Source organism: Streptomyces sp. WZ.A104, from assembly GCF_002382885.1.
In the GTDB taxonomy this organism is placed as follows: domain Bacteria; phylum Actinomycetota; class Actinomycetes; order Streptomycetales; family Streptomycetaceae; genus Streptomyces.
Window position 1 is genome coordinate 15,452 of sequence record NZ_NWVL01000037.1, and the last position, 19,401, is coordinate 34,852.

Below are 19,401 nucleotides of genomic sequence, written 5' to 3' on the forward strand. Positions count from 1 at the left end.
GGGGCGCGGGCGGTGGTGCGCGCTCGCTGTTCCCGGTCTACCCGCGTTCCCACAACGCGGGGACCTGCGGCGGTTCCCAGCCCGGCATGGCCAGGTGCGCCTGAAGACAGCGGTAGGCGACCCCGCCGTATGTGACGCGGTCTCCCGCGCGGTAGGAGGTTCCGGACTCCCAGCTGGTGCCCGGCTCGGTGGGCGGATCGGTGGGCGGATCGGTCGGTCCGGGCGTCTGGGCGACGTCCAGGACGAAGTCGAAGGTGCCCTGGCGCCCGTTCCCGACGTTGCGGACGGTCATCAGCAGCTCCGGGTCGAACAGGGCGTCGGTGTTGTTGCGCGGCTCGCCCGGGAAGTACAGCTGCGTGGTGAGGATGCGGCCCCCGGGGGCCTGGGCCTTCACATGGAGGTGCCGGGTACGGCCCGGGTAGAGGCCCGGCACGACGGTGGTGAGGCTGAAGCCCCCGTCAGGCCCGGTGAACTGGTGCCCCCGGAAGGCGTATCGGGCCATGTCGTACGACCCGTTGGTGTCGGCCTGCCAGAAGTCGAGCAGGGCTCCGGGGATGGGGCGGCAGGCCCGGCCGAAGACGTAGCCGCTCACGGTGAGCGGTACGCCGGGGGTGCCCGGGGTGACCAGGCTGGTGCGGCGCGGGGAGTTGGGCTTGAAGTACGGCCCTTCCATCTGCGGCGGTGTCGTGTCGTCGCCGTCGTCGCACTGCGGGGTGGGGGCCAGGGGCCCGTTCCCGGCGGAAGCGGCGTCCCGGGCGAGCGCGACGCCCCCTCCGGCGAGGAGGGGTGCCGCGCTCGCGACGATCGCGGCCTTCAGGAGACCTTTGCGGCTGATGGGCCGCCCTCCCGATGTCTCATCAGGCTCGCTCCACGCATGGGGGGTTGGGTTGTCCATTTGTGGGGTCATGACGGTGTCCTCGGAGTCCTCGGTGCGGGGAGGCGGAGGGGTTCGGGGAGGTGGTGGTCGGAGGTTCAGGAAGGTAACCGTGCCTGGAGACCCGGGGGATCAGACCCGCTGCCAGAGGGCGGGTACGACGGGCGGGGTCCAGCCGGGCTGGGCCGTGTGCCCCTGGAGGCAGCGGTAGGTCGCTCCGCCGTACGTCACCGTGGCCCCGGTGGCGTACGTGGTGCCGGCCGCCCAGGTGCCGCCCGGCGGGTCGGTGGGCGGGTCCGTCGGCGGCGTGGTGGGCGGGTCGGTCGGGGTTCCGCTGGTGACCAGCGTCAGCCCGTACGCCTGGAGCGCCGGGAGGAGCGGCTGGAAGTACGTCGTACCGCCGGTCCGGCAGTTGCCGGAGCCGCCGGAGGTGACGCCCTGGGCCTGGCTGCCGGAGATGTACGAGCCGCCGGAGTCGCCCGGTTCGGCGCAGACGCTGGTGCGGGTCACGCCGGAGATGGTGCCCTCCGGGTAGGTGACGCTGGTGTTGAGCTGCTGGATGGTGCCGCAGTGCCAGCCGGTGGTGGAGCCGGAGCGGCAGACGGAGGCGCCGACGACGGACGGGGTGGAGCCGGTGACGGTGACGTCGCCGCGCCCGTAGCCGTTGACCAGGGGCTTCGCCACCCAGTTGGCGTTGGTGGCGACCCAGGCGTAGTCGCGGCCGGGGAAGGTCGAGCCCTGGAAGGTGCCCTGGGCCTGCTGGTTGACGCCGTTGGTCGTGGTGCCGGCCCGGCCGCAGTGGCCGGCGGTGACGAAGCCGTTCTGGGTGCCGCGCTTGACCGAGAAGCCGACGGAGCAACGGCCGGAGGGGTTCATGTAGTACGCGTCGCCGCCCCGGATGTCCGCGAGGGCGCGGGGCTGCTCGGCGGACCGGACGACGGTGACGAGGTCCCTGCCGACCCCGGCCTCCTTCAGGAACACCCGGGCCGCCGAGTCGCTGGCGGCGTTCACGACGACCCGGTTGGCCTCGACGTCGACGTACCAGACGGGTACGTCCTTCGGCGCCTTGCGCAGCGCGGCCTTGTCGAGGGTCTCCTTGACGCCTTCGAGCCGGTCGAGGCTGTGGCCGACGACCTCGGCCCTCGCCCCGGCATCGGTGATGCGGTCGGTCTGGGAGGCGTCGGTGGTGGCGACGGTCAGAGCCGCCTCGTCGCCGCTGACCCGGGCCCCGGCGAAGCTGGCGCCGAGGGACTTCTCCAGCCCGGTGGCGACGGCGGCGGCGCGGTACTCGTTCGCTATCCGGGCCCTGGCGGCCTCCGCGTCGAGTCCGAGGTCGCGCTCCATGGCGGCCAGCAGTCCGGGGGACAGGCTGTCGGCGGAGACCGGTGGGGCGGCGGGGCCCGCGGAGCCGGCCGACGCCACTCCGGTCAGCCCGGCGAGGGCGAGTGCGCCCAGGGCCACCGTGGCGGTGCCGGCGGCGAAGGCGCGTCTGCGGAGCGTGGTTCTCTCCACGTAACTCTCCTTGGTTCAGGGGGTGTCCAGATCCGGCGGGGGTTGGTCCGGACCAGGGAATTGCCGAAACCGTAGCGGCGGCGCCGCCGGTCGCAGGAGATCCCGTTCGCCCCCCTCCCTCGGCGTTATGGGGCGCCCTCGGGGCCATGGAGGCCTCCCCGGCGCCCGGCTCCGCCCGGGCAGCGCCCCCGGGCGCCACCCCCTGAGCACCGGCCGGGGCCGGAACGCGTCTCCCCTCCCCTCCGGCGCCCGGGTAGCTTCGGCCCCATGCACACAGGGCAACTGCTGGGCTCGGGACGCACCGCCGACGTGTACGCACTCGACGGCTCCTGGGTCCTTCGCCGCTACCGCGACCACACGGACAGCACCGAGGAGCTGGCGGTGATGGCGTACGTCGGCGCCTTCGGCTTCCCGGTGCCGCGCATCGGCCTGCCCATCGAGGGGGCCCGCCCCACGGACCTGGTGCTCCAGCGGCTGTCCGGCCCCACCATGGCCGATGCCCTGCTGACCGGGACGCTCGGTGTGGCCGAGGCGGGCGCGCTGCTGGCCCGGCTGCTGCGCGAGCTCCACGCGATTCCGCCCCGGGTGTCGGCGAACCCGGAGGACCGCGTGCTCCACCTGGACCTGCATCCGGAGAACGTGATGCTGACGGGCGGGGGCGCGGTGGTGATCGACTGGTCCACCGCGGCGGAGGGCCCGCCCGGCCTGGACCGGGCGATGTCGGCGCTGACCCTGGCCCGGACCGCCCTCGACCCCGCGTTCCCGGCCGGGCCCCAGGTCCCTACGCTGCTGGCGGCCCTGCTCGCGGAGCTCGCCGACGACGGCGGCGCACCCCTCGCCGACCTGGCCCTGGCCCGCACCCGCCAACGGGCGAACCCGCACCTGACGGAGCACGAGCGGGGCTGCCTGGAGGAGGCGGTGGACCTGGTGATCGGGTGCGCTCCTGAGGGGCGGGCGTGAGCATCGGCATCGGCATCGGCATCGGCATCGGCATCGGCCGTGACAACGAGGACGAGCGTCACCCGTAGCGCTCTCCCGACCTCTGGCGATGCCCCCGTCTCTGGCGGTGCCCCCACCTTGCGCGCGGCTGCCCCCGCGCTTGACAGTCATCCCTCCTCAACACCATGATTCCATTAATTGACTAGTGGAATCGAGGCGAGGCGCGTGGCGTACACGAGCACTCCGAACGGGACTTCGGGGACCCCGGGGACTCCGGGCCATCCGGGCAACTGGGCGCTGGAGGCCCGCGGCCTGGGCAAGCGCTACCGGCGCGGCTGGGCGCTGCGCGACTGTTCCTTCCGGATTCCGACCGGACGCATCTGCGGCCTGGTCGGCCCGAACGGGGCGGGCAAGAGCACTCTGCTCGGGCTTGCGACCCGCCAGGTGCAGCCGACGGCCGGCGAACTGCGGATCTTCGGCGTACCGGTCCACGACCCGGCCGTCATGCCGAGATTCGCCTTTCTGGGCCAGGAGAAGCCGCTGTTCAAGCGGTTCACCGTGGCGGACACCCTGCGGATGGGCGCCGAGCTGAACCCCGGCTGGGACGCGGCGGCCGCCGACCGGATCGTCCGCTCGGGCAATGTCCCGCCGCACGCGAGGGTCGGCACGCTCTCCGGAGGCCAGCGCACCCGACTGGCCTTCGCGCTCGCCTTCGGCAAGCGGCCCGAGCTGTTGCTTCTGGACGAGCCGATGGCGGACCTCGACCCGCTGGCCCGCGACGAGATGACCACCCTGCTGATGGCGGAGGCCGTCGAGCGCGGGACCACGGTCGTGATGTCCTCGCACCTGCTGACCGAGCTGGAGGACATGTGCGACTACCTGCTGGTCGTCGCTGACGGCCGCATCCGGATGGCCGGTGACGCCGACGCGCTGGTCCCGGCCCACGCACTGGTCACCGGGGTGGCCCGGGACGGCGCCCTGCCGGCGGAGCTCGACCACCACACCGTGGTCGAAACCCGCCTCCAGGGACGGCAGTTCCGGGCGATGATCCGGCCGAAGGGCCCCCTTCCGGCCGACTGGGAGCGGGTCGAACCCTCCCTGGAGGAGGTTCTCCTCGCCCATCTCCGTTCCCCGGACGCGCCCTCGCTCTACACCCAGGGCGCCCGCGTCGAGGCCGAAGGGACCCAGGCCGCATGAGCAGCACCACCACTCTCACCGGGACGAAGCCCACCGGACTCGGCTCCGGGCGGCGCCTGTTGCGCGGAATGCCGTGGCTCGTCGTACGCCAGCACCGGACCGCGATGGTCTGCGTCCTCGGCCTCACCCTGCTGGGCGCGCTCTGGATCGTGTACGAGCGCCACGAGCTGATCCAGGCGCTCGACGCGGCCGGCTGGCCCGGGAAGGACGCCGGCGACCCGCTCCAGGGCGACCGGGGCTACGGCTACATCACCACCATCCTCGGCGGCCTCCCGCTGATCCTCGCCGTCTTCGTCGGCGCCCCGCTGATCGCGGGCGACCAGGAGAACGGCACCGCGCAGCTGGTCACCACCCAGTCCGTGACCCGCCGCCAGTGGCTGATCGCCAAGCTGGGGCTGGCCTACACCCTCGCCCTGGTCTCCGGTCTGGTGCTCTCGGCGCTGTTCACCTGGTGGTGGGAGCCGTACCGCTCCCTCTTCCCCAGCCAGTGGATCGACGGCACGATCTTCGACAACACGGGCCCGGTCCTGCCCGCGTTCCTGCTCTTCTTCACCGCCGCGGGCATCACCATCGGCTGCCTGGCGCGCCGGGTGCTCCCGGCGATGGTGGTCACGTTCCTCTTCACGGTCGTCGCACAGTTCGCCTGGGACGAGGTACGCGTACGCCTCGGCTCCACGCAGATGTTCACGTACCCGATGGACAGCGAACTCCCGGCCCGCTTCAGCGAGTCGTACGAGGTGGACCGCTGGGTCGGCAACGCCAACGGCGAGCTCTTCGGCTGGGGCACCTGTGCCGAGGCGACCGAGAAGGCGCAGAACGCGTGCATCGAGGAGCACGGCATCGTCAACGACGTCATCGAGTACCTCGACTACAGCCAGATGGCGGCGATGCAGTGGACCGCGGCGGGTCTGCTGCTCGCCGGAACGGCCCTGCTCACCGGGTTCACCCTGTGGCGGGTCTCGCGCCGTCCGCTGTAGGCACGACCCCGTCCCCCTGTGTCCCGTCCCCCTACGTAAAGTGTCGGCAATCGAGCGGAAGGTGAAGTCCGTGGTCGTGTTCCGCATCGACCGGCGCAGCGGAGTGGCGACGTATCTCCAGATCGTCCGCCAGGTCGAACAGGCGCTGCGCATGGGGGCGCTGGAGGAGGGCGACCGCCTGCCCACCGCCGCCCAGGTCGCCGCGACCACCAAGGTCAACCCGAACACGACTCTCAAGGCCTACCGCGAACTGGAACGCGCGGGCCTCGCCGAGGTGCGCCAGGGCGCGGGCACCTTCATCACCCGCTCCCTCGCCCAGCCCCAGTCCGGCCCCGATTCCCCCTTGCGTGCCGCCCTCGCCGACTGGATGACCCAGGCCCGTGCGGAAGGTCTCACCGGCCAGGACGTCACGGCCCTGTTCCGTTCGGCGTTCGAGACGGCCTACCCGGGGGAGGCGGCGGACTGACCGGGCGGGGCTCCGCTCCGGTACGGCCAAGGCCGCCGCCTCCCTCAGCCGCGGTTGTAGCGGTATCCGCTGCCGTGGGCGGGGCCGACGTTGTGGAGGATGCCGGACCCGTCGACGGCGAAGAACGAGGGGTCGTTGTCCTGGCACATGCCGGTGGAGCGCACCTTGTCGACGACGGCGGTACCGACATTGATGCGCTTCCCGCCGCTCGCCACGGAGGTCAGCTTCGCGGTGTACTCGCAGTGCCCCGGGCCCTGTACGTCGGCGATGAGGGTGACCGCGCTCTGTCCCGGGGACACCCTCCGGATGACCACCGTGTGGGGCTGGAGGGCGTTGTACTGCGACGCGATGGACCAGGTCCCGACGAAGTGCTGGGGCACCCGGTTGTCCGGGGCCGGGGTGCCCGGGTCGGGGGCGGGCGGCTTCGGAGCGGTGCCGGAATCCCCGCCACCGGAAGCACCGCCCCCCGTCTGCGTACCGCCCCCGCCGGAGGCCCCTGAGCTCCCGGAGCCGGAGCCGGACCCGGAGCCGGAGCCGGACGAACCGCCACCCGAGGCGGCGGAACCGCCACCGCCCGAGCCCTGCCCGCTGTCGGCGCCCCCGCCCGAGTCCTCGCCGTCGCCGTTGTCCTTGCCCTTGTCCTTCTCTTCCTCTTCGCCCTTCTCCTTGTCGCCCTTCTTGTCGTCCTTCTCGTCGTCCTCGTCGCCGGGCTCTCCGGAAGGCGAGGCCGGAGGGGCGGAGGGGGCATCACTGGCGCCGGGAGGAACGGTCGCCCCACCACCCCGGGCATCGGCGCCGCCGGGGTCCCTGTTGAGGAAGGCCATGCTGCCGCCTGCCACCAGAACGGCGACGACCGCTGCAGCCACGACCCACGTACGCCGACGCGGCCGACGGGACGGCTCCGCGGCAGCCACGATGCCGGTCGAGGGGGAGGGCGCGGAGGAGGGCGAGGAGGTGGGCGAGGGTGCGGGGGCGGGGTCGGGCCCTGCCTTCGGCTCCGAGTCTGAATCCGGCTTCGGCTTCGGTTCCGGCTTCGGTTCCGGTTCCGGCTTCGGTTCCGGCTTCGGTTCCGGCTCTGACGCCGACTCACCCTCCAGGTCCGGGGTCGGGGTCGGGGTCGGGGTCGGGGTCGACTCAGCTTTCGGCCCGGGGTCAGCCGCCGAATCCGGCCGTAAATCGACTGTGACGATGTCGGGCCGGGAGGGCACGAGGGGAGCGTCGGCGGCAGCAGCAGCCTCAGGCTTCTCCCCCGGCTCAGGCCCCTCCGCCTCGGGCCTCTCCGGCACTTCCGCATCCAGCAGCGAAGCCGCCTGCTGAGCCAGACGGGCCAGGAGCTGCGGCGGCAGCCAAGCGCCACGCAGCACCCCAGAGGAACCGGAGGAACCGGAGGCGCCCGAACCCGGCCCATCCAAGCCCTGCGACGGCACCAGGCTCTCCAGCAGCAGGTCCACATCAGGCCGTTCTGCGGGCTTCTTGATCAGGCAGCGCCCGATCAGTTCGCGCAGAGGGGCGTCCGTCACCGCCGCGAGGTCCGGAGCGCCCTCGACGATCCGGTACATCACGGCGTGCTGGTTGCTGGCGCCGTTCCCGAACGGCAGGGTCCCCGTGGCCGCGTACATCAGCACGCAGCCGAGGGCGAACACATCCGCCCCGGCCCCGGTCTCCTCACCGAGGATCTGCTCGGGCGCCATGAAGCCGGGTGAGCCGATGACCATGCCGGTGCTGGTCAGCAAGGACTCGACGGAGACCTGGAGCGCACGGGCGATGCCGAAGTCGATGACGCGGGGGCCGTCGACGGTGAGCAGGACGTTCGACGGCTTCAGGTCACGGTGGACGATCCCGGCCGCGTGAATGCCGCGCAAGGCCCTCAACAGCCCCTCGGCCAGAGCGCGCACCGACTCGGCGGGCAGCGGCCCGTGCTCGCGAACGGCCTGTTCCAGGGAGGGGCCGGGAACGTAACCGGTGGCCACCCACGGCCGCGCGGCGTCGGGGTCCGCGTCCAGTACGGGGGCCGTGTAGCGCCCACCGACCCGGCGGGCGGCCTCGATCTCCCGGCGGAAGCGCGCCCGGAACTCGCCGTTCGCGATGTGCTCCTCGTGCACCACCTTCACGGCCACGGTACGCCCGCCCCCGGACCGGGCCAGATAGACGCGCCCCATGCCCCCCGCACCGAGGCGGCCGAGCAGTGGATAGGGCCCGATCCGGGACGGATCACCCGTCACGAGCGGCTGTATGCCCTCCATGGCCGTGTACCGCTCGCTGTCCTTGCCCATGCCCATACTGACCCGATCCCCCCATGGCCGGTCCCCCCGCGGTCGTTCGCGCCCGCCCAGAATAGGAGCCCGGCGCACCGACCACGAGGCGGGCACCTCCTTCCGGCCGTCAACGGGCCTGCCCACCACCCCATTTCGCCACGTCACATGCGCCCCGCGCCCGCGTCCACGAGCAACGGCACCCGGGCGAATGCCTCTTGGTCCAAGGCCCGAACGGTGCTCTGCCGGGACTTCCGACATCCAGGTGCCCCATGCCCGCCCACATGCCTGGCCGAATGCCCGCCCGCGTACCAGCTTGCCTGCCCGGCCGCGTGATCCCGCCCTCATTCCCCACCGCCACCGCCACCGCCCCCGCCACGATGTCCGCGCATTATCCGCGCATTCACTTTCGACCGTGTGACCGGCATCTCATGAATCGCCGCCCACCGCGGCGACCTGGGGGCATGCAGAGAAGACATGGAAGATGCAGGCCATTGGCTTGTGTCCAGATCATGCGCTGTATGTAATTTCTCCGCTTGCAGGTCCCGTGCAATCAAGAACGCACATCAGCTGCAAGACGGAGAAACGCACGACCCGCCCCTTCGCGAACTGCCCGACGCCTTGGCAACGTCGAATGAATTGGCCACCACCGAAATGAACATGGATTGCCTCGGATGAGCGTCACAGAAAAGACAGCCGCGCCGCAGGGACAGGACGGCCGCGGCAGGTTCGTCCCGCTCCTCGCGCTGGGCACGTTCGCCCTGGGAGTGGATGCCTACGTGATGGCAGGGCTGCTGCCCCACGTCTCGTCGGACCTGCACGTCCCGGCGTCGGCGGCCGGGCAGATAGTCACCGTCTTCACGCTCTGCTACGCACTGGGCGGGCCCGTCTTCGCCACTCTCCTGGCCAAACGGCCGGCGAAGGTGGTGCTCGGCGTGGCCCTGGTCGTCTTCACGATCGGCAATGCCATGACCGCCCTCGCCCCCACCCTGGCGGTCCTCCTGATCGCCCGCGCGGTGGCGGGCATCGGCGCGGGCGTGTACTCCCCCATAGCCGCCGCCACGGCGGCGGGCCTCGCCACTCCGGAACGCCGTGGCCGCGCTCTCGCCACCGTCATGGGCGGGTTGAGCATCGGTACGGTCATCGGTGTCCCGGCCGGAATGCTCCTCGCCTCGCACGTGGGGTGGCGCGGCACGCTGTGGCTGATCACCGCGCTGGGCGTGGTCGCCCTCATCGGCATCGTGCGGCTGCCGAAGATCGAGGTGAGTCCGCCGCCTCCGCTGGGCCGGCGGGTGCGCGCCCTCGCCGGCGGCCGGATCGCCGGTATCGTCTGCGTCTCGCTGCTCGGCGGCATCGCCAGCCTCGGCCTGTACACCTACCTCGCCGAGTTCCTCCTCGACGCCGCCCACACCGACCGGACAGTCTGGGCCATGTGGGCCTGGGGAGCGGGAGGCATCGTCGGCAGCCTCCTCATCGGCCCCGTCGTGGACCGGACCCGCCGCCCCTTCGCCGCGGTCACCTGCATCCTGGTCCTCATCGTGGCGAGCCAACTCGTCCTGCCCGCCGCCGCGCACGCCTCCGCGGCCTGGGCCGTCGTCCCGCTGGTGATCTGGGGCGCGGCAGGCTGGGCCGTACAGGTCCCGCAGCAGCACCAGCTGATCGCCGCCCAGCCCCGACAGGCCACCGTCGCCGTCTCGCTGAACAGCTCCGCCGTCTACCTCGGCAGCGGTATCGGGTCCGCGCTCGGCGGCCTGGTGCTGGGCCTCGGCACGGCCCCGGCCTCGCTGCCGTACTGCACAGGAGCCCTCACCGTGGTCGCCCTCGTTCTGCACCTGACGGTGGTACGTGGCGCCGTCCGGCGCGGGGAAAGGGCCACCCAAGCCCCCTGACCTGGGCAAACACCCACCCCTGGCTAGCATTGCCCCCATGGATATCGGACTGCGTCATTTGCGATGCTTTCTCGCCCTGGCGGAGGAACAGCACTTCACCTGGGCCGCGGACCGTCTCGGTATCTCCCAGCCCACCCTCAGCCGCCACATCCAGCGCCTGGAGGGAGCACTGGGCCGCGCCCTGGTGGACCGCAGCACCCGCCACCCCACCCTCACCGCGGAGGGACACCGCCTTCGGGCCGACCTCCAAGTTCTCCTGCCCCAACTGGAATCAGCGCTCCGGCCCGCCGAGCCGCAGTCCTCACTGCGACTCGGCTACGCCTGGGGCTTCCCCCTCCGGCGCGGCCGCCAGGCGCAGGCCACGCTGGAGGAACGCGACCTCGTCCTCGTGCAGACCGTACGCCGGGACGACCGCACCGCCGGACTGCGCGAGGGCGCCGTCGATGCCGCCCTGCTCTGGGGGGCCGTCCACAACCCCCGCCTGGTCACCACCGAGGTCCTGCGCGAGCCGCGCATCGCGGCGGTCTCCCGGGCCTCCACCCTGGCGGTGCGCGAGCGCGTCACCTGGCGCGACCTCGGGCGCCGCTGCATCGTCGTCAACACCGTCAGCGGCACACTCACCCCCCAGGACTGGCCGGCCGACGCCACCCCCGAGATCGGCGCGGAAGTCTCCAACATCGAGGAGTACCTCCACGCCGTCGCCGGCCGCCGCGGCGTCGGCGTACTGCCGGTTTCGGTGGCCGCACAGCACCCGGACCCGGACATCCTCCACCTGCCGCTCTCGGGCGCCCCGCCAGCCGTCCTCACCTACGCCTACCCGCGCACCAACCCCCACCCCCACGCCGCCGCCTTCGGCCGCGCCCTGCAAGACCCCCGCCCCGGCCGCACCGCGCGCACAGCCGCCTCCCCCCTCCCCGCCGCCGGCCGAAGGCGGGCCGAGAACCGCGCCCGACCCCGTACATGAGCGGGCTTCGACGCGATCCCGACTGCGGACTACCGTTGTTGTAGACGGACTTGATGCCTTGGATGGTGCCGGACCAGTTGCCGTGCCGATAGTGCTTCCGGGCCGTGCCGTGTGACCCCGCCCCTACTGTCGTGCGCTTGTCGCCGCCCAGCTGCCCAGCAGCTTCAACGCGCCTTCCGCGGTGCCGCAGGGAGCGGTGAAGATGACGAGCGACTGGCCCTCGTCGCCGGGCAGGGCCAGGGTCTCGTAGGCGAGGTCGAACCGGCCGGCCACCGGGTGGTCGAAGGTCTTGGCGCCATGCGTCTTCTCCTGGACTTCCTGCTCCGCCCACCACCCCCGGAACTCAGGGCTGTGGTCACTGAGTTCCGCGACGAGGTGCCCCAGACGTGCCTGGTGCGCATGGCGGGCGGCTGAGAAGCGCAGGAACCCGACGGTCTGGCGGGCGACCTGCTCCCAATGCGGGTAGAGACTGCGGGCCGCGTTGTCCAGGAAGATGTAGCGGGCGATGTTCAAGGTGCCCGCCGGGACACCGGCGGAGCCGGGGATCAGGGCCAGGGCGAGGTCATTGGCGGCGAGTACGTCCATGTCGAGATCGAGGACGTACGCGGGCACGGCACCCACGGCATCCAGAAGCCTGCGGACCTCCGGACGCACCCGCTGCGCCTCGGGAGACAGGGACTCGCCCGCCCGGTGCTGCGGCGGGCGGGCGAGAGCGTACAGATGAGCCCGCTCCGTCGCGTCCAGGCGCAGCACACGGGCCAGCGCGTCCAGCACGGAATCCGAGGGGTTGGTCGCGCGGCCCTGCTCCAGACGCGTGTAGTAGACAGTGCTCACCCCGGCGAGTTCCGCCACCTCCTCGCGGCGCAGCCCCGGCACCCGCCGTCGGCCCAGCACAGGGACGCCCGCGACCTGAGGCGTCACGTGCGACCGCCGTGAATGGAGAAATCCCCCCAGCTCACGCGCCTGCTTCACGGCCACCCCTGGTTCGTCCTCGTCGGAGCGGGCCGGTCCTTCCCACCACCACCGACGTCAGTATGCCCTCGGCCAAAGGCGCCGTCCGGTCCCCGTCAGTACCACCCTCCACGGTCTGGAGGGTGGTACTGACGGGGTAATGGCTGGCAGGGCTTCTCCGGTCCACGGTTGAGCACAGTGCGTACCGCACAGCCGTCGCCCCTGAGGCCGACGGCTCGTTTCAGACTTTAGGAGCACCGGTCATGCGTGCAGTGGTCTTCTCCCGTTACGGCGACGAAAGCGTCCTGGAACTGACCGAGCAGCCGGTACCAGCCGCCGCGGACGGGGAGATCCTGGTCAGGGTCCGGGCGGCCGGGGTCAACCCCGTCGACTGGAAGTTCCGTGAAGGCGCGGTCGGCACGGACCGGCCCTTCCCGCTGGGGATGGGCTGGGATGTGGCAGGGACGGTCGTCACAACGACGACGGCTGACGGCCCGGCCGCTGGTGACGAGGTCTTCGGCATGCTGCCCCTGCCGTACGGCGGCGCCTACCAGGAGTACGCCGTGCTGCCTGCCTCAGCGGTGGCGCCCAAGCCTGTCAGCCTGTCGTTCGCGCAGGCCGCGGCCGTCCCCCTGGCGGCCCTGACTGCCTGGCAGTCCCTCGACACCGCGCAGGTGACCGCTGGGCAGCGGGTTCTGGTGCACGCCGGCGCGGGCGGCGTCGGCCACTTCGCCGTACAGCTCGCCAAGTACCTCGGGGCGCATGTCTCGGCCACCGCGTCGCCGCGCAACCTCGACTTCCTGCGTCGGCTCGGCGTCGACGAACCCGTGGACCGCACCTCGGACAGCCTGCACGCCATCGAACCGGTCGACGTCGTCATCGACACTGTCGGCGGCCGGACCCAGCGGGAGTCGTGGCCGCTGCTGCGTCCGGGCGGGATGCTCGTCACACTGCCGGAACCGATCGACGAGGCCTACCGCGTACCGGGGACGACAGGGCGGCGCGTCATCGTCGCCCCTGACGGCCAGGCACTGCACCACATCGGCAAGCTCATCGACACCGGAGTCGTTCACGTCGAAGTCCAGGACATTCTGCCCCTGGAGAAGGCGGCCGAGGCACAGCTGATCAGCAAGACCGGTCAGGTCCGCGGCAAGCTCGTGCTCGGCCTGTAACCGGACCCACGGCCTGGGCGGGCTGACCGGCCGGTCGTCGACGCGCCGCAAGCGGACCCCGACGGCGTACGAGACGGCGGCCGGGTTTGAACCTGCAGCGGGAAGCGCGGCCCGGCGCGGGCGGCTCCTTGTGCACCCGCCCAGGGTTCGGCAGGGCGACCAGTGAAATGCCTTCTTCCCTTACGCATCGGCGGGCGCGCGCCCTACTGTGACCCTTGCTTGCGAGTTACCTGTCAGTTAACAAGTCGTTTGATGGGCGCACCCGGGCCCGGAGGTCAACATGAGTTCCGCGCAGTCCCCTCGTGAAAGACGCCCGGCTTCCGTGGCGCACATCCTTCTCTCCAGAGTCGAGGCCACCCCCGACCGGGAGGCCTACCGCTACCCCGCGCCGGCCGACGACGGCGTTCCCGGCACCGAGCGGTGGCGCTCGCTGACATGGGCGCAGACCGCTGAGCGGGTCAGGGCGATCGCGGCCGGCCTGCTCGACCTCGGAGTCCAGTCCGAGGAGCGGGTGGCGATCTCCTCCTCCACCCGGGTGGAGTGGATCCTGGCCGACCTGGGCGTCATGTGCGCGGGCGCTGCGGCCACCGCTGTCTACCCCAGCACGAACGCCGATGAGACGGTGTACATCCTCTCCGACTCCGGCAGCCGGGCGATCTTCGTCGAGAACGCCGCCCAGCTGGCCAAGGTCGTCCCCCACGCCGACCGCCTGCCCGAGCTGGGCCACGCGATCCTCTTCGACGCCGAGGCGGACATCCCTCAGGTGGAGGGGCTCACGGTGCTGTCCCTCGCTGAGCTGGAGAGGCGGGGCACGGCGTACCTGGCGGAGCACCCCGACGCGATCGAGGAGACGGTCCGGGCCATCGAGCCGGAGCAGCTCGCCACCCTGATCTACACCTCCGGCACGACCGGCCGGCCGAAGGGCGTGCGCCTGGTCCACGACTGCTGGTCCTACCAGGCCGTGGCACAGGAGTCCTGCGGGCTGCTGCGCTCCGACGATGTGCAGTTCCTGTGGCTGCCGCTGTCCCACGTCTTCGGCAAGGCCCTGATCTCCGGTCAGATCAGGACGGGCCACGTGATGGCGGTGGACGGACGGGTCGACCGCATCATCACCAACCTGCCCGCCGTACGCCCCACCCTGATGGCGTCCGCCCCACGGATCTTCGAGAAGGTCTACAACGGCATCGCGGGAAAGGCGAGAGCCGAGGGGGGCGTGAAGTACAGGATCTTCCTCTGGGCGGCGAAGGTCGCCCGCGACTGCGCCAGGGCCGGGCAGGAGAGCATGGCGGAAACCGGAAGACGCCGCGTGCCTCTGTCACTCGCGTTGCAGCACGCCGTCGCCGACAGGCTGGTGTACGGCAGGATACGCGCGGCCTTCGGAGGCAATCTGCGCGCCAGCGTTTCGGGCAGTGCCGCGCTCGCCCCCGATATCGGCTACTTCTTCGCCGGCGCCGGCGTGCGCATCCTCGAAGGCTACGGTCTGACCGAGACCAGCGCGGGCTGCGTCGTCAACCCCTCCGAGGACAACCGGGTCGGCACGGTCGGCACGGCGCTGCCCGGCACCGAGGTCCGCATCGCCGAGGACGGCGAGATCCTGTTGCGGGGCCCTGGCATCATGCGCGGCTACCACAACCTCCCCGAGAAGACCGCGGAGGTGCTGGACGGCGACGGCTGGTTGCACACCGGCGACATCGGCAACAGGGACGAGGACGGCTTCATCCGGATCACCGACCGCAAGAAGGACCTGTTCAAGACCTCCGGCGGCAAGTACGTGGCGCCCACCGAGATCGAAGGCCGCTTCAAGGCCGTCTGCCCGTTCGTCAGCAACATCCTGGTCATCGGCGACGGCCGCAACTTCTGCAGCGCCCTGATCACCCTGGACGAGACCGTGATCATGCCGTGGGCGGCGGCCCACGGCCTCGGCGGGCGCAGCTACGCCGAGGTCGTCTCCTCACCAGAGGTCCACGAGCTGATCGGTGGCTTCGTCCAGCGGGTCAACGACGACCTGCAACGGTGGCAGACCATCAAGAAGTTCTCGGTGCTGTCGCGCGACCTCGACATCGAGCACGGTGAACTCACCCCGAGTCTCAAGGTCAAGCGGCCTGTCGTCGAGCGCGAATACGCCGAGGTCATCAAGGAGATGTACGAGGGTTCCCGCGAGGCCTGACCGCCGTCCCGTCCCGTCGTCCCGGGCCAGTCGGCAACCGGGGGTGAAGGGGGCCCTGCCTCGGCCCCCTTCACCCCCGGCCCTGTGAGCCCGGCGCCGGGTCCCGCCCGTCGGCGGGCAGGTCACCCGCCGGGGCGGAACCGGGCCAGCGGATTGCAGAGTTCGCCGACCAGTTGCAAGGCGGCGGACGGGTCGGCGAGATCGACCATCTGCCGGTTGTCGCGCAACTGGAGGCGGTTGAGGCACGACAGGGCGAAGGCAGGGGCGAACGGGTCGTAACGCACGAACCTCTCCGCGAGGTCCGGCACCGACTCCTGGTAGTCGGCCACGCAGTGGGCGACGGTGCGCCAGAACTCCCGCTCCTCCATGGCACCGGACTCGTCCAGGATCGCCGCGAGATGGCGGAAGAAGCCGTCGAAGACATCGGCGAAGATCGACAGCAGCCGCATGTCCTCGGGCACGTCGGCCCGAACGCGCTCCACCGCGGCCGGCAGCGCGGTACGGGAGTCCATGACGACGATCTCCTCGGCGATGTCCTTGAACACCGCGCGCACTACGGCGCCGTTCTCGTCGAGGACGAGGATCACGTTCTCGCCGTGCGGCATGAACGCGAGGTCGTAGGCGTAGAAGCTGTGCAGCAACGGCGTGAGGTACGCGTCGAGGTACCGGCGCAGCCACTCCTGCGCGCCGAGCCCGGACGAGGCGATCAAAGCCGCCGCCAACGACTCGCCGTCGCGGTCCTGGTGGAGGAGAGCGGCCATCGTGGCCAGGCGCTCTCCCGGGGCCAGCCCGGGCACAGGGCTCTCCCGCCACAGCCCGGCCAGCATCTTCCGGTAGGGCGAGTAGCGGTCGGTGGCGGCCTCGTACTGCGGGCTGCGATAGCCGATCGCGGCGTACTCACGGATGATCGTCAGTCCGGTGGCCGACAGCACCGGGTCCTTGGCGATCAGCTGCGCGAGCCAGTCGTTGATCGCTGGGGTCGCCTCCATGTAGGCCGCCGAGAGTCCGCGCATGAAGCCCATGTTGAGCACGGAGATGGCGGTCTTGACATAAGAACGCTCGGGGTGAGTGGCGTTGAAGAAGGTGCGCACGGACTGCTGCGGGAGGTAGAGGTCCTCGCCCTCGCCGAGGTGGACGAGGGCGCGGGTGGCCACCTCGCCCGCGAAGGCCACGCTGAGCTTGTTCGCCCACTGCCAGGGATGTACCGGGAGGAAGAGGTAGTCACCGGGCTCCAGGCCGAGGCCGGTCAGGACATCCTCGAACCGCGCTCGCTGTCCCCCGCCGAGTTCCCGCTCGACCAGCGTGTCGTAGTCGAGGCCCGCGCACGAGGTGAAGGTCGTGCGGTCACGGCGGGCAGCCAGCCACACCAGCCGTACGGGGGTGCCGGCCTCGGGCGCGTACCGGTGGAATTCCTCGCTGTCGAAACCTATCCGCCCGCTGTTGGCGACGAAGCCGGGGTGGCCCTCGGTCATGCCTGCTTCGAGCGCCTGGAAACCCCGGAGTGCGAGTGCGGCGGCGGACACGGGGGGCAGCGAGAGCTTGTAGGCCATCGAGGAGAGGGTGGCGTTCAGCTCCTCCACGTACACGGGGAGCACCTCGTCGCTCAGGCCCAGGGTCCCGCGCAGTTCGAGGACGAGGTCGACAAGGTCCGGCGGCAGGGCGAGAGGGCCCCGGTGACGGGTGAGAGTCTCCGGGTCGATGGACCAGTGATCGAGCTCCAAGCGGCGTGCGGAGAAGCGGTACTCCACCGTCCGGTCGTCGGAGCGCACTACGTACCGGCCCTCGCCCACGGCTTCGGGTACGAGCAGCCGCTCGTGCGAGAACTCGGCGAGGGCCTTGCGGACCAGGGCGATGTTGGCGGCGGCCCACAGGTCCGGGCGCAGATGCGCCGTCAGGTCGCTCGGTCCGCGAGGGCCTGGAGCGGCGGTCATTCGTTGACTCCTTCGGTCGCGGCCCGGAATCGCTCTCGGGTGCAGAAGCTCAGCAGGGCCTCCTTCTCGGGCTTGGTCAGGGTCGTCTCCGGCACGAAACCGACGGCGGTGTTGAGAGCGTGCACGGCCGTGTTGCGCACATCGGGCTCGACGACGACGCGCCGCACCCCGGGGTCCTCGAAGAGGGAGGAGACCACCGTGGTGATGACGGCACGGGTGAAACCGTGCACGGGCTCCCCGGCCGGTGCGCAGAGGAAGTGCATACCGATGTCGCCGGGCCGGTCCTCGTACAGCCCTGCCAGCTCGACCTTCGCGGGGTCGTAGCGCTCCATCAGGAAACAGGGCTCGCCGTCGAGTGTTCCCACGAAAGCGTCGTGGTGCGGATGCGCGGCGATCTCCTCGTAGGCCCGCCGTACTTCCCCGGGGTTCAGGTCACCCATCATCCAGTACGTGGCCTTCGGGTGGGTCACCCAGGCGTGCAGGAACTCGCCGTCCTCGTCCGGGACCAGGGGGTGAAGGGCGAAGACGCCCAGGGGCGTCGTGCGGGAGAACAGCACCCGCCGGTCGAGACGCGTCACGAGATGTCCCCGTCCGGCGCGCCGAACTCCTGGAAGGTGATGCTCTTCTCGATCGGATAGACATCGCGGCCGGTCAGCTCGCGGATGATCCACGAGTTGCGGTACGGGCCCATGCCCAGGTCCGGCGAGGTGACGCTGTGCGCGTGGTCCGCCCCGTTCTGGAGGAACACCTCCCGCCCGGTGACGTCCACGCTGTAGTTGCGGGCGACGTCCAGGCCGCCGTGCCCGTCCCACCGGAGCCTCTCCCGGACGGGGTCGAGAAAGGCGGGCGGGGCGTAGGAATAGCCGGTGGCCAGCACCAGGCCGTGCGTGTGCAGGGCGAAGTCCCGATCCTGCTCGACGTGGTGAAGGCCCAGGGTGTACCGGCGGCTGGTCTCGTCGTACCGGGCCGTGTCCAGGGACGTATTGGTGAGGAGCCGCGCCGGGACGGGGCCCGCGGTGCTCTTCTGGTAGAGCAGGTCGAAGACGGCGTTGATCAGTTCCGCGTCGATGCCCTTCGAGAGGCCCTTCTGCTCCCCCACCAGTCGGTAGCGGGTGTCCTCGGGGAGCGAGTGGTAGTAGTCCACGTAGTCGGGGGAGGTCATCTCCAGCGTGAGCTTGGTGTACTCCAGCGGGAAGAAGCGGGCCGAGCGGGTCACCCAGTTGAGGCGGTACCCGTGCACGTCGATGTCGGAGAGGAGGTCGTGGAAGATCTCCGCCGCGCTCTGACCGGAGCCGACGATGGTGATCGACTCCTTCTTCTGGAGCCCCGCCTTGTCCGCCATGTACGTCGAGTTGTGGATGAGGTCGCCGCCGAGGCCGCGGCAGGCCGGGGGCAGATGGGGCGGCGTCCCGGTGCCCAGCACGAGGTGGCGCCCCCGGTGACGCACCGCCTCGCCCGTGCCGACCCGCGTGGCGGTGACGACGTAGACACCTGCCGCCTCGTCGTACTCCACCCGGTCCACGCGCTGTCCGAAGCGGACGGAGGGGAGCCGGCCCGCCGCCCACCGGCAGTAGTCGTTGTACTCGGCGCGCAGCGGGTAGAAGCTCTCGCGTATGTAGAAGGGGTAGAGGCGTCCCTTGTCCTTGAGGTACTTCAGGAAGGAGAAGGGCGAGGTGGGGTCGGCGAGCGTCACCAGGTCGGCCATGAAAGGGGTCTGGAGGGTCGCGGAGTCGAGCAGCATGCCGGGATGCCAGTCGAACTGCTCACGGGCCTCCAGGAAGACGCCGTCGAGGTCCTCGACCGGGGCGCTCAGGCAGGCGAGCCCGAGGTTGTACGGACCCAGGCCGACGGCGACGAAGTCGTGCACCGCTTCGGTGTCGGGGTGGGGCATGCGGTTCTCCGGTGGTTCGGCGTGCGGATGGAACAGATGGGTGGACGAAGCCGGTGCCCGGGTCGGCTCCGCGCGTGGCGGGTGTCTCACGCGCGGAAGGCGTACATCGCCTCGACGTAGGGCACGCGACGCGGCGCGTCCGGACCGACAGTCGCCGCGACACCGCGGCCGCCATCATGCCCCGCCTGATCCGCGGCGGAGCCGGCCAGGGTCCACCGT

Annotated in this window: 15 protein-coding genes; 8 read left to right on the top strand and 7 right to left on the bottom strand. The window is 71.2% G+C overall.

Going from position 1 to position 19,401, the window contains the following annotated elements:
* Positions 1-37 precede the first annotated feature (37 nt).
* Positions 38-895, bottom strand: a complete 858-nt coding sequence (locus CIB93_RS20415; RefSeq protein ID WP_096628697.1) for a carbohydrate-binding protein — start codon at positions 893-895, stop codon at positions 38-40.
* 111 nt (positions 896-1,006) lie between these two features.
* Complete coding sequence (locus CIB93_RS20420; RefSeq protein ID WP_096628699.1) at positions 1,007-2,386, bottom strand: carbohydrate-binding protein; 1,380 nt, start codon at positions 2,384-2,386, stop codon at positions 1,007-1,009.
* 267 nt (positions 2,387-2,653) lie between these two features.
* On the opposite strand from CIB93_RS20420, the gene CIB93_RS20425 reads away from it, so the two are divergent.
* The 4 genes from CIB93_RS20425 (at position 2,654) to CIB93_RS20440 (ending at position 5,965) form a co-directional block, all read left to right on the top strand.
* Positions 2,654-3,346, top strand: a complete 693-nt coding sequence (locus CIB93_RS20425; protein ID WP_096628700.1) for a phosphotransferase — start codon at positions 2,654-2,656, stop codon at positions 3,344-3,346.
* Between the two features lie 204 nt (positions 3,347-3,550).
* The gene (locus tag CIB93_RS20430; RefSeq protein WP_257002269.1) at positions 3,551-4,522 is read left to right on the top strand and encodes an ABC transporter ATP-binding protein; all 972 of its coding nucleotides are present in this window, start codon (positions 3,551-3,553) and stop codon (positions 4,520-4,522) included.
* On the top strand, positions 4,519-5,499 hold the full coding sequence (locus CIB93_RS20435; RefSeq protein ID WP_096628702.1) for an ABC transporter permease: 981 nt from the start codon (positions 4,519-4,521) through the stop codon (positions 5,497-5,499). Before CIB93_RS20430 ends, CIB93_RS20435 begins: the two co-directional genes overlap by 4 nt.
* Positions 5,500-5,560: 61 nt before the next feature.
* Positions 5,561-5,965 carry a GntR family transcriptional regulator gene (locus CIB93_RS20440; RefSeq protein ID WP_179500181.1) on the top strand — a complete coding sequence of 135 codons (405 nt, stop codon included), beginning with the start codon at positions 5,561-5,563 and terminating at the stop codon, positions 5,963-5,965.
* Between the two features lie 44 nt (positions 5,966-6,009).
* On the opposite strand, the gene CIB93_RS20445 is transcribed toward CIB93_RS20440, so the two are convergent.
* Positions 6,010-8,238 (bottom strand): serine/threonine-protein kinase, encoded by a 2,229-nt coding sequence (locus CIB93_RS20445; protein WP_257002270.1) that lies wholly within the window; start codon positions 8,236-8,238, stop codon positions 6,010-6,012.
* A 653-nt stretch (positions 8,239-8,891) separates the two neighbouring features.
* Here CIB93_RS20445 and CIB93_RS20450 point away from each other — a divergent pair.
* Together CIB93_RS20450 and CIB93_RS20455 are read left to right on the top strand one after the other, a co-directional pair.
* Positions 8,892-10,106 (top strand): MFS transporter, encoded by a 1,215-nt coding sequence (locus CIB93_RS20450; RefSeq protein ID WP_096628705.1) that lies wholly within the window; start codon positions 8,892-8,894, stop codon positions 10,104-10,106.
* A gap of 37 nt (positions 10,107-10,143) precedes the next feature.
* On the top strand, positions 10,144-11,070 hold the full coding sequence (locus CIB93_RS20455) for a LysR family transcriptional regulator (RefSeq protein ID WP_096628706.1): 927 nt from the start codon (positions 10,144-10,146) through the stop codon (positions 11,068-11,070).
* Positions 11,071-11,193: 123 nt separating this feature from the next.
* On the opposite strand, the gene CIB93_RS20460 is transcribed toward CIB93_RS20455, so the two are convergent.
* Positions 11,194-11,991, bottom strand: a complete 798-nt coding sequence (locus CIB93_RS20460; protein ID WP_373558774.1) for a helix-turn-helix transcriptional regulator — start codon at positions 11,989-11,991, stop codon at positions 11,194-11,196.
* A gap of 293 nt (positions 11,992-12,284) precedes the next feature.
* On the opposite strand from CIB93_RS20460, the gene CIB93_RS20465 reads away from it, so the two are divergent.
* Together CIB93_RS20465 and CIB93_RS20470 are read left to right on the top strand one after the other, a co-directional pair.
* Complete coding sequence (locus tag CIB93_RS20465) at positions 12,285-13,193, top strand: NADP-dependent oxidoreductase (RefSeq protein ID WP_179500175.1); 909 nt, start codon at positions 12,285-12,287, stop codon at positions 13,191-13,193.
* Positions 13,194-13,473: 280 nt separating this feature from the next.
* Entirely contained in the window at positions 13,474-15,360 is a 1,887-nt protein-coding gene (locus tag CIB93_RS20470; protein WP_096628708.1) for a long-chain fatty acid--CoA ligase, read from the top strand.
* Positions 15,361-15,482: 122 nt separating this feature from the next.
* On the opposite strand, the gene CIB93_RS20475 is transcribed toward CIB93_RS20470, so the two are convergent.
* The 3 genes from CIB93_RS20475 to CIB93_RS20485 are packed head-to-tail and all read right to left on the bottom strand — an operon-like array spanning position 15,483 to position 19,182.
* Positions 15,483-17,291, bottom strand: a complete 1,809-nt coding sequence (locus tag CIB93_RS20475; RefSeq protein ID WP_096628710.1) for an IucA/IucC family siderophore biosynthesis protein — start codon at positions 17,289-17,291, stop codon at positions 15,483-15,485.
* Entirely contained in the window at positions 17,288-17,869 is a 582-nt protein-coding gene (locus CIB93_RS20480) for a GNAT family N-acetyltransferase (protein WP_096628711.1), read from the bottom strand. The genes CIB93_RS20475 and CIB93_RS20480 overlap by 4 nt, the downstream gene beginning before the upstream one ends.
* Positions 17,866-19,182 carry a lysine N(6)-hydroxylase/L-ornithine N(5)-oxygenase family protein gene (locus CIB93_RS20485; protein WP_096628713.1) on the bottom strand — a complete coding sequence of 439 codons (1,317 nt, stop codon included), beginning with the start codon at positions 19,180-19,182 and terminating at the stop codon, positions 17,866-17,868. Before CIB93_RS20485 ends, CIB93_RS20480 begins: the two co-directional genes overlap by 4 nt.
* Positions 19,183-19,401: the final 219 nt, after the last annotated feature.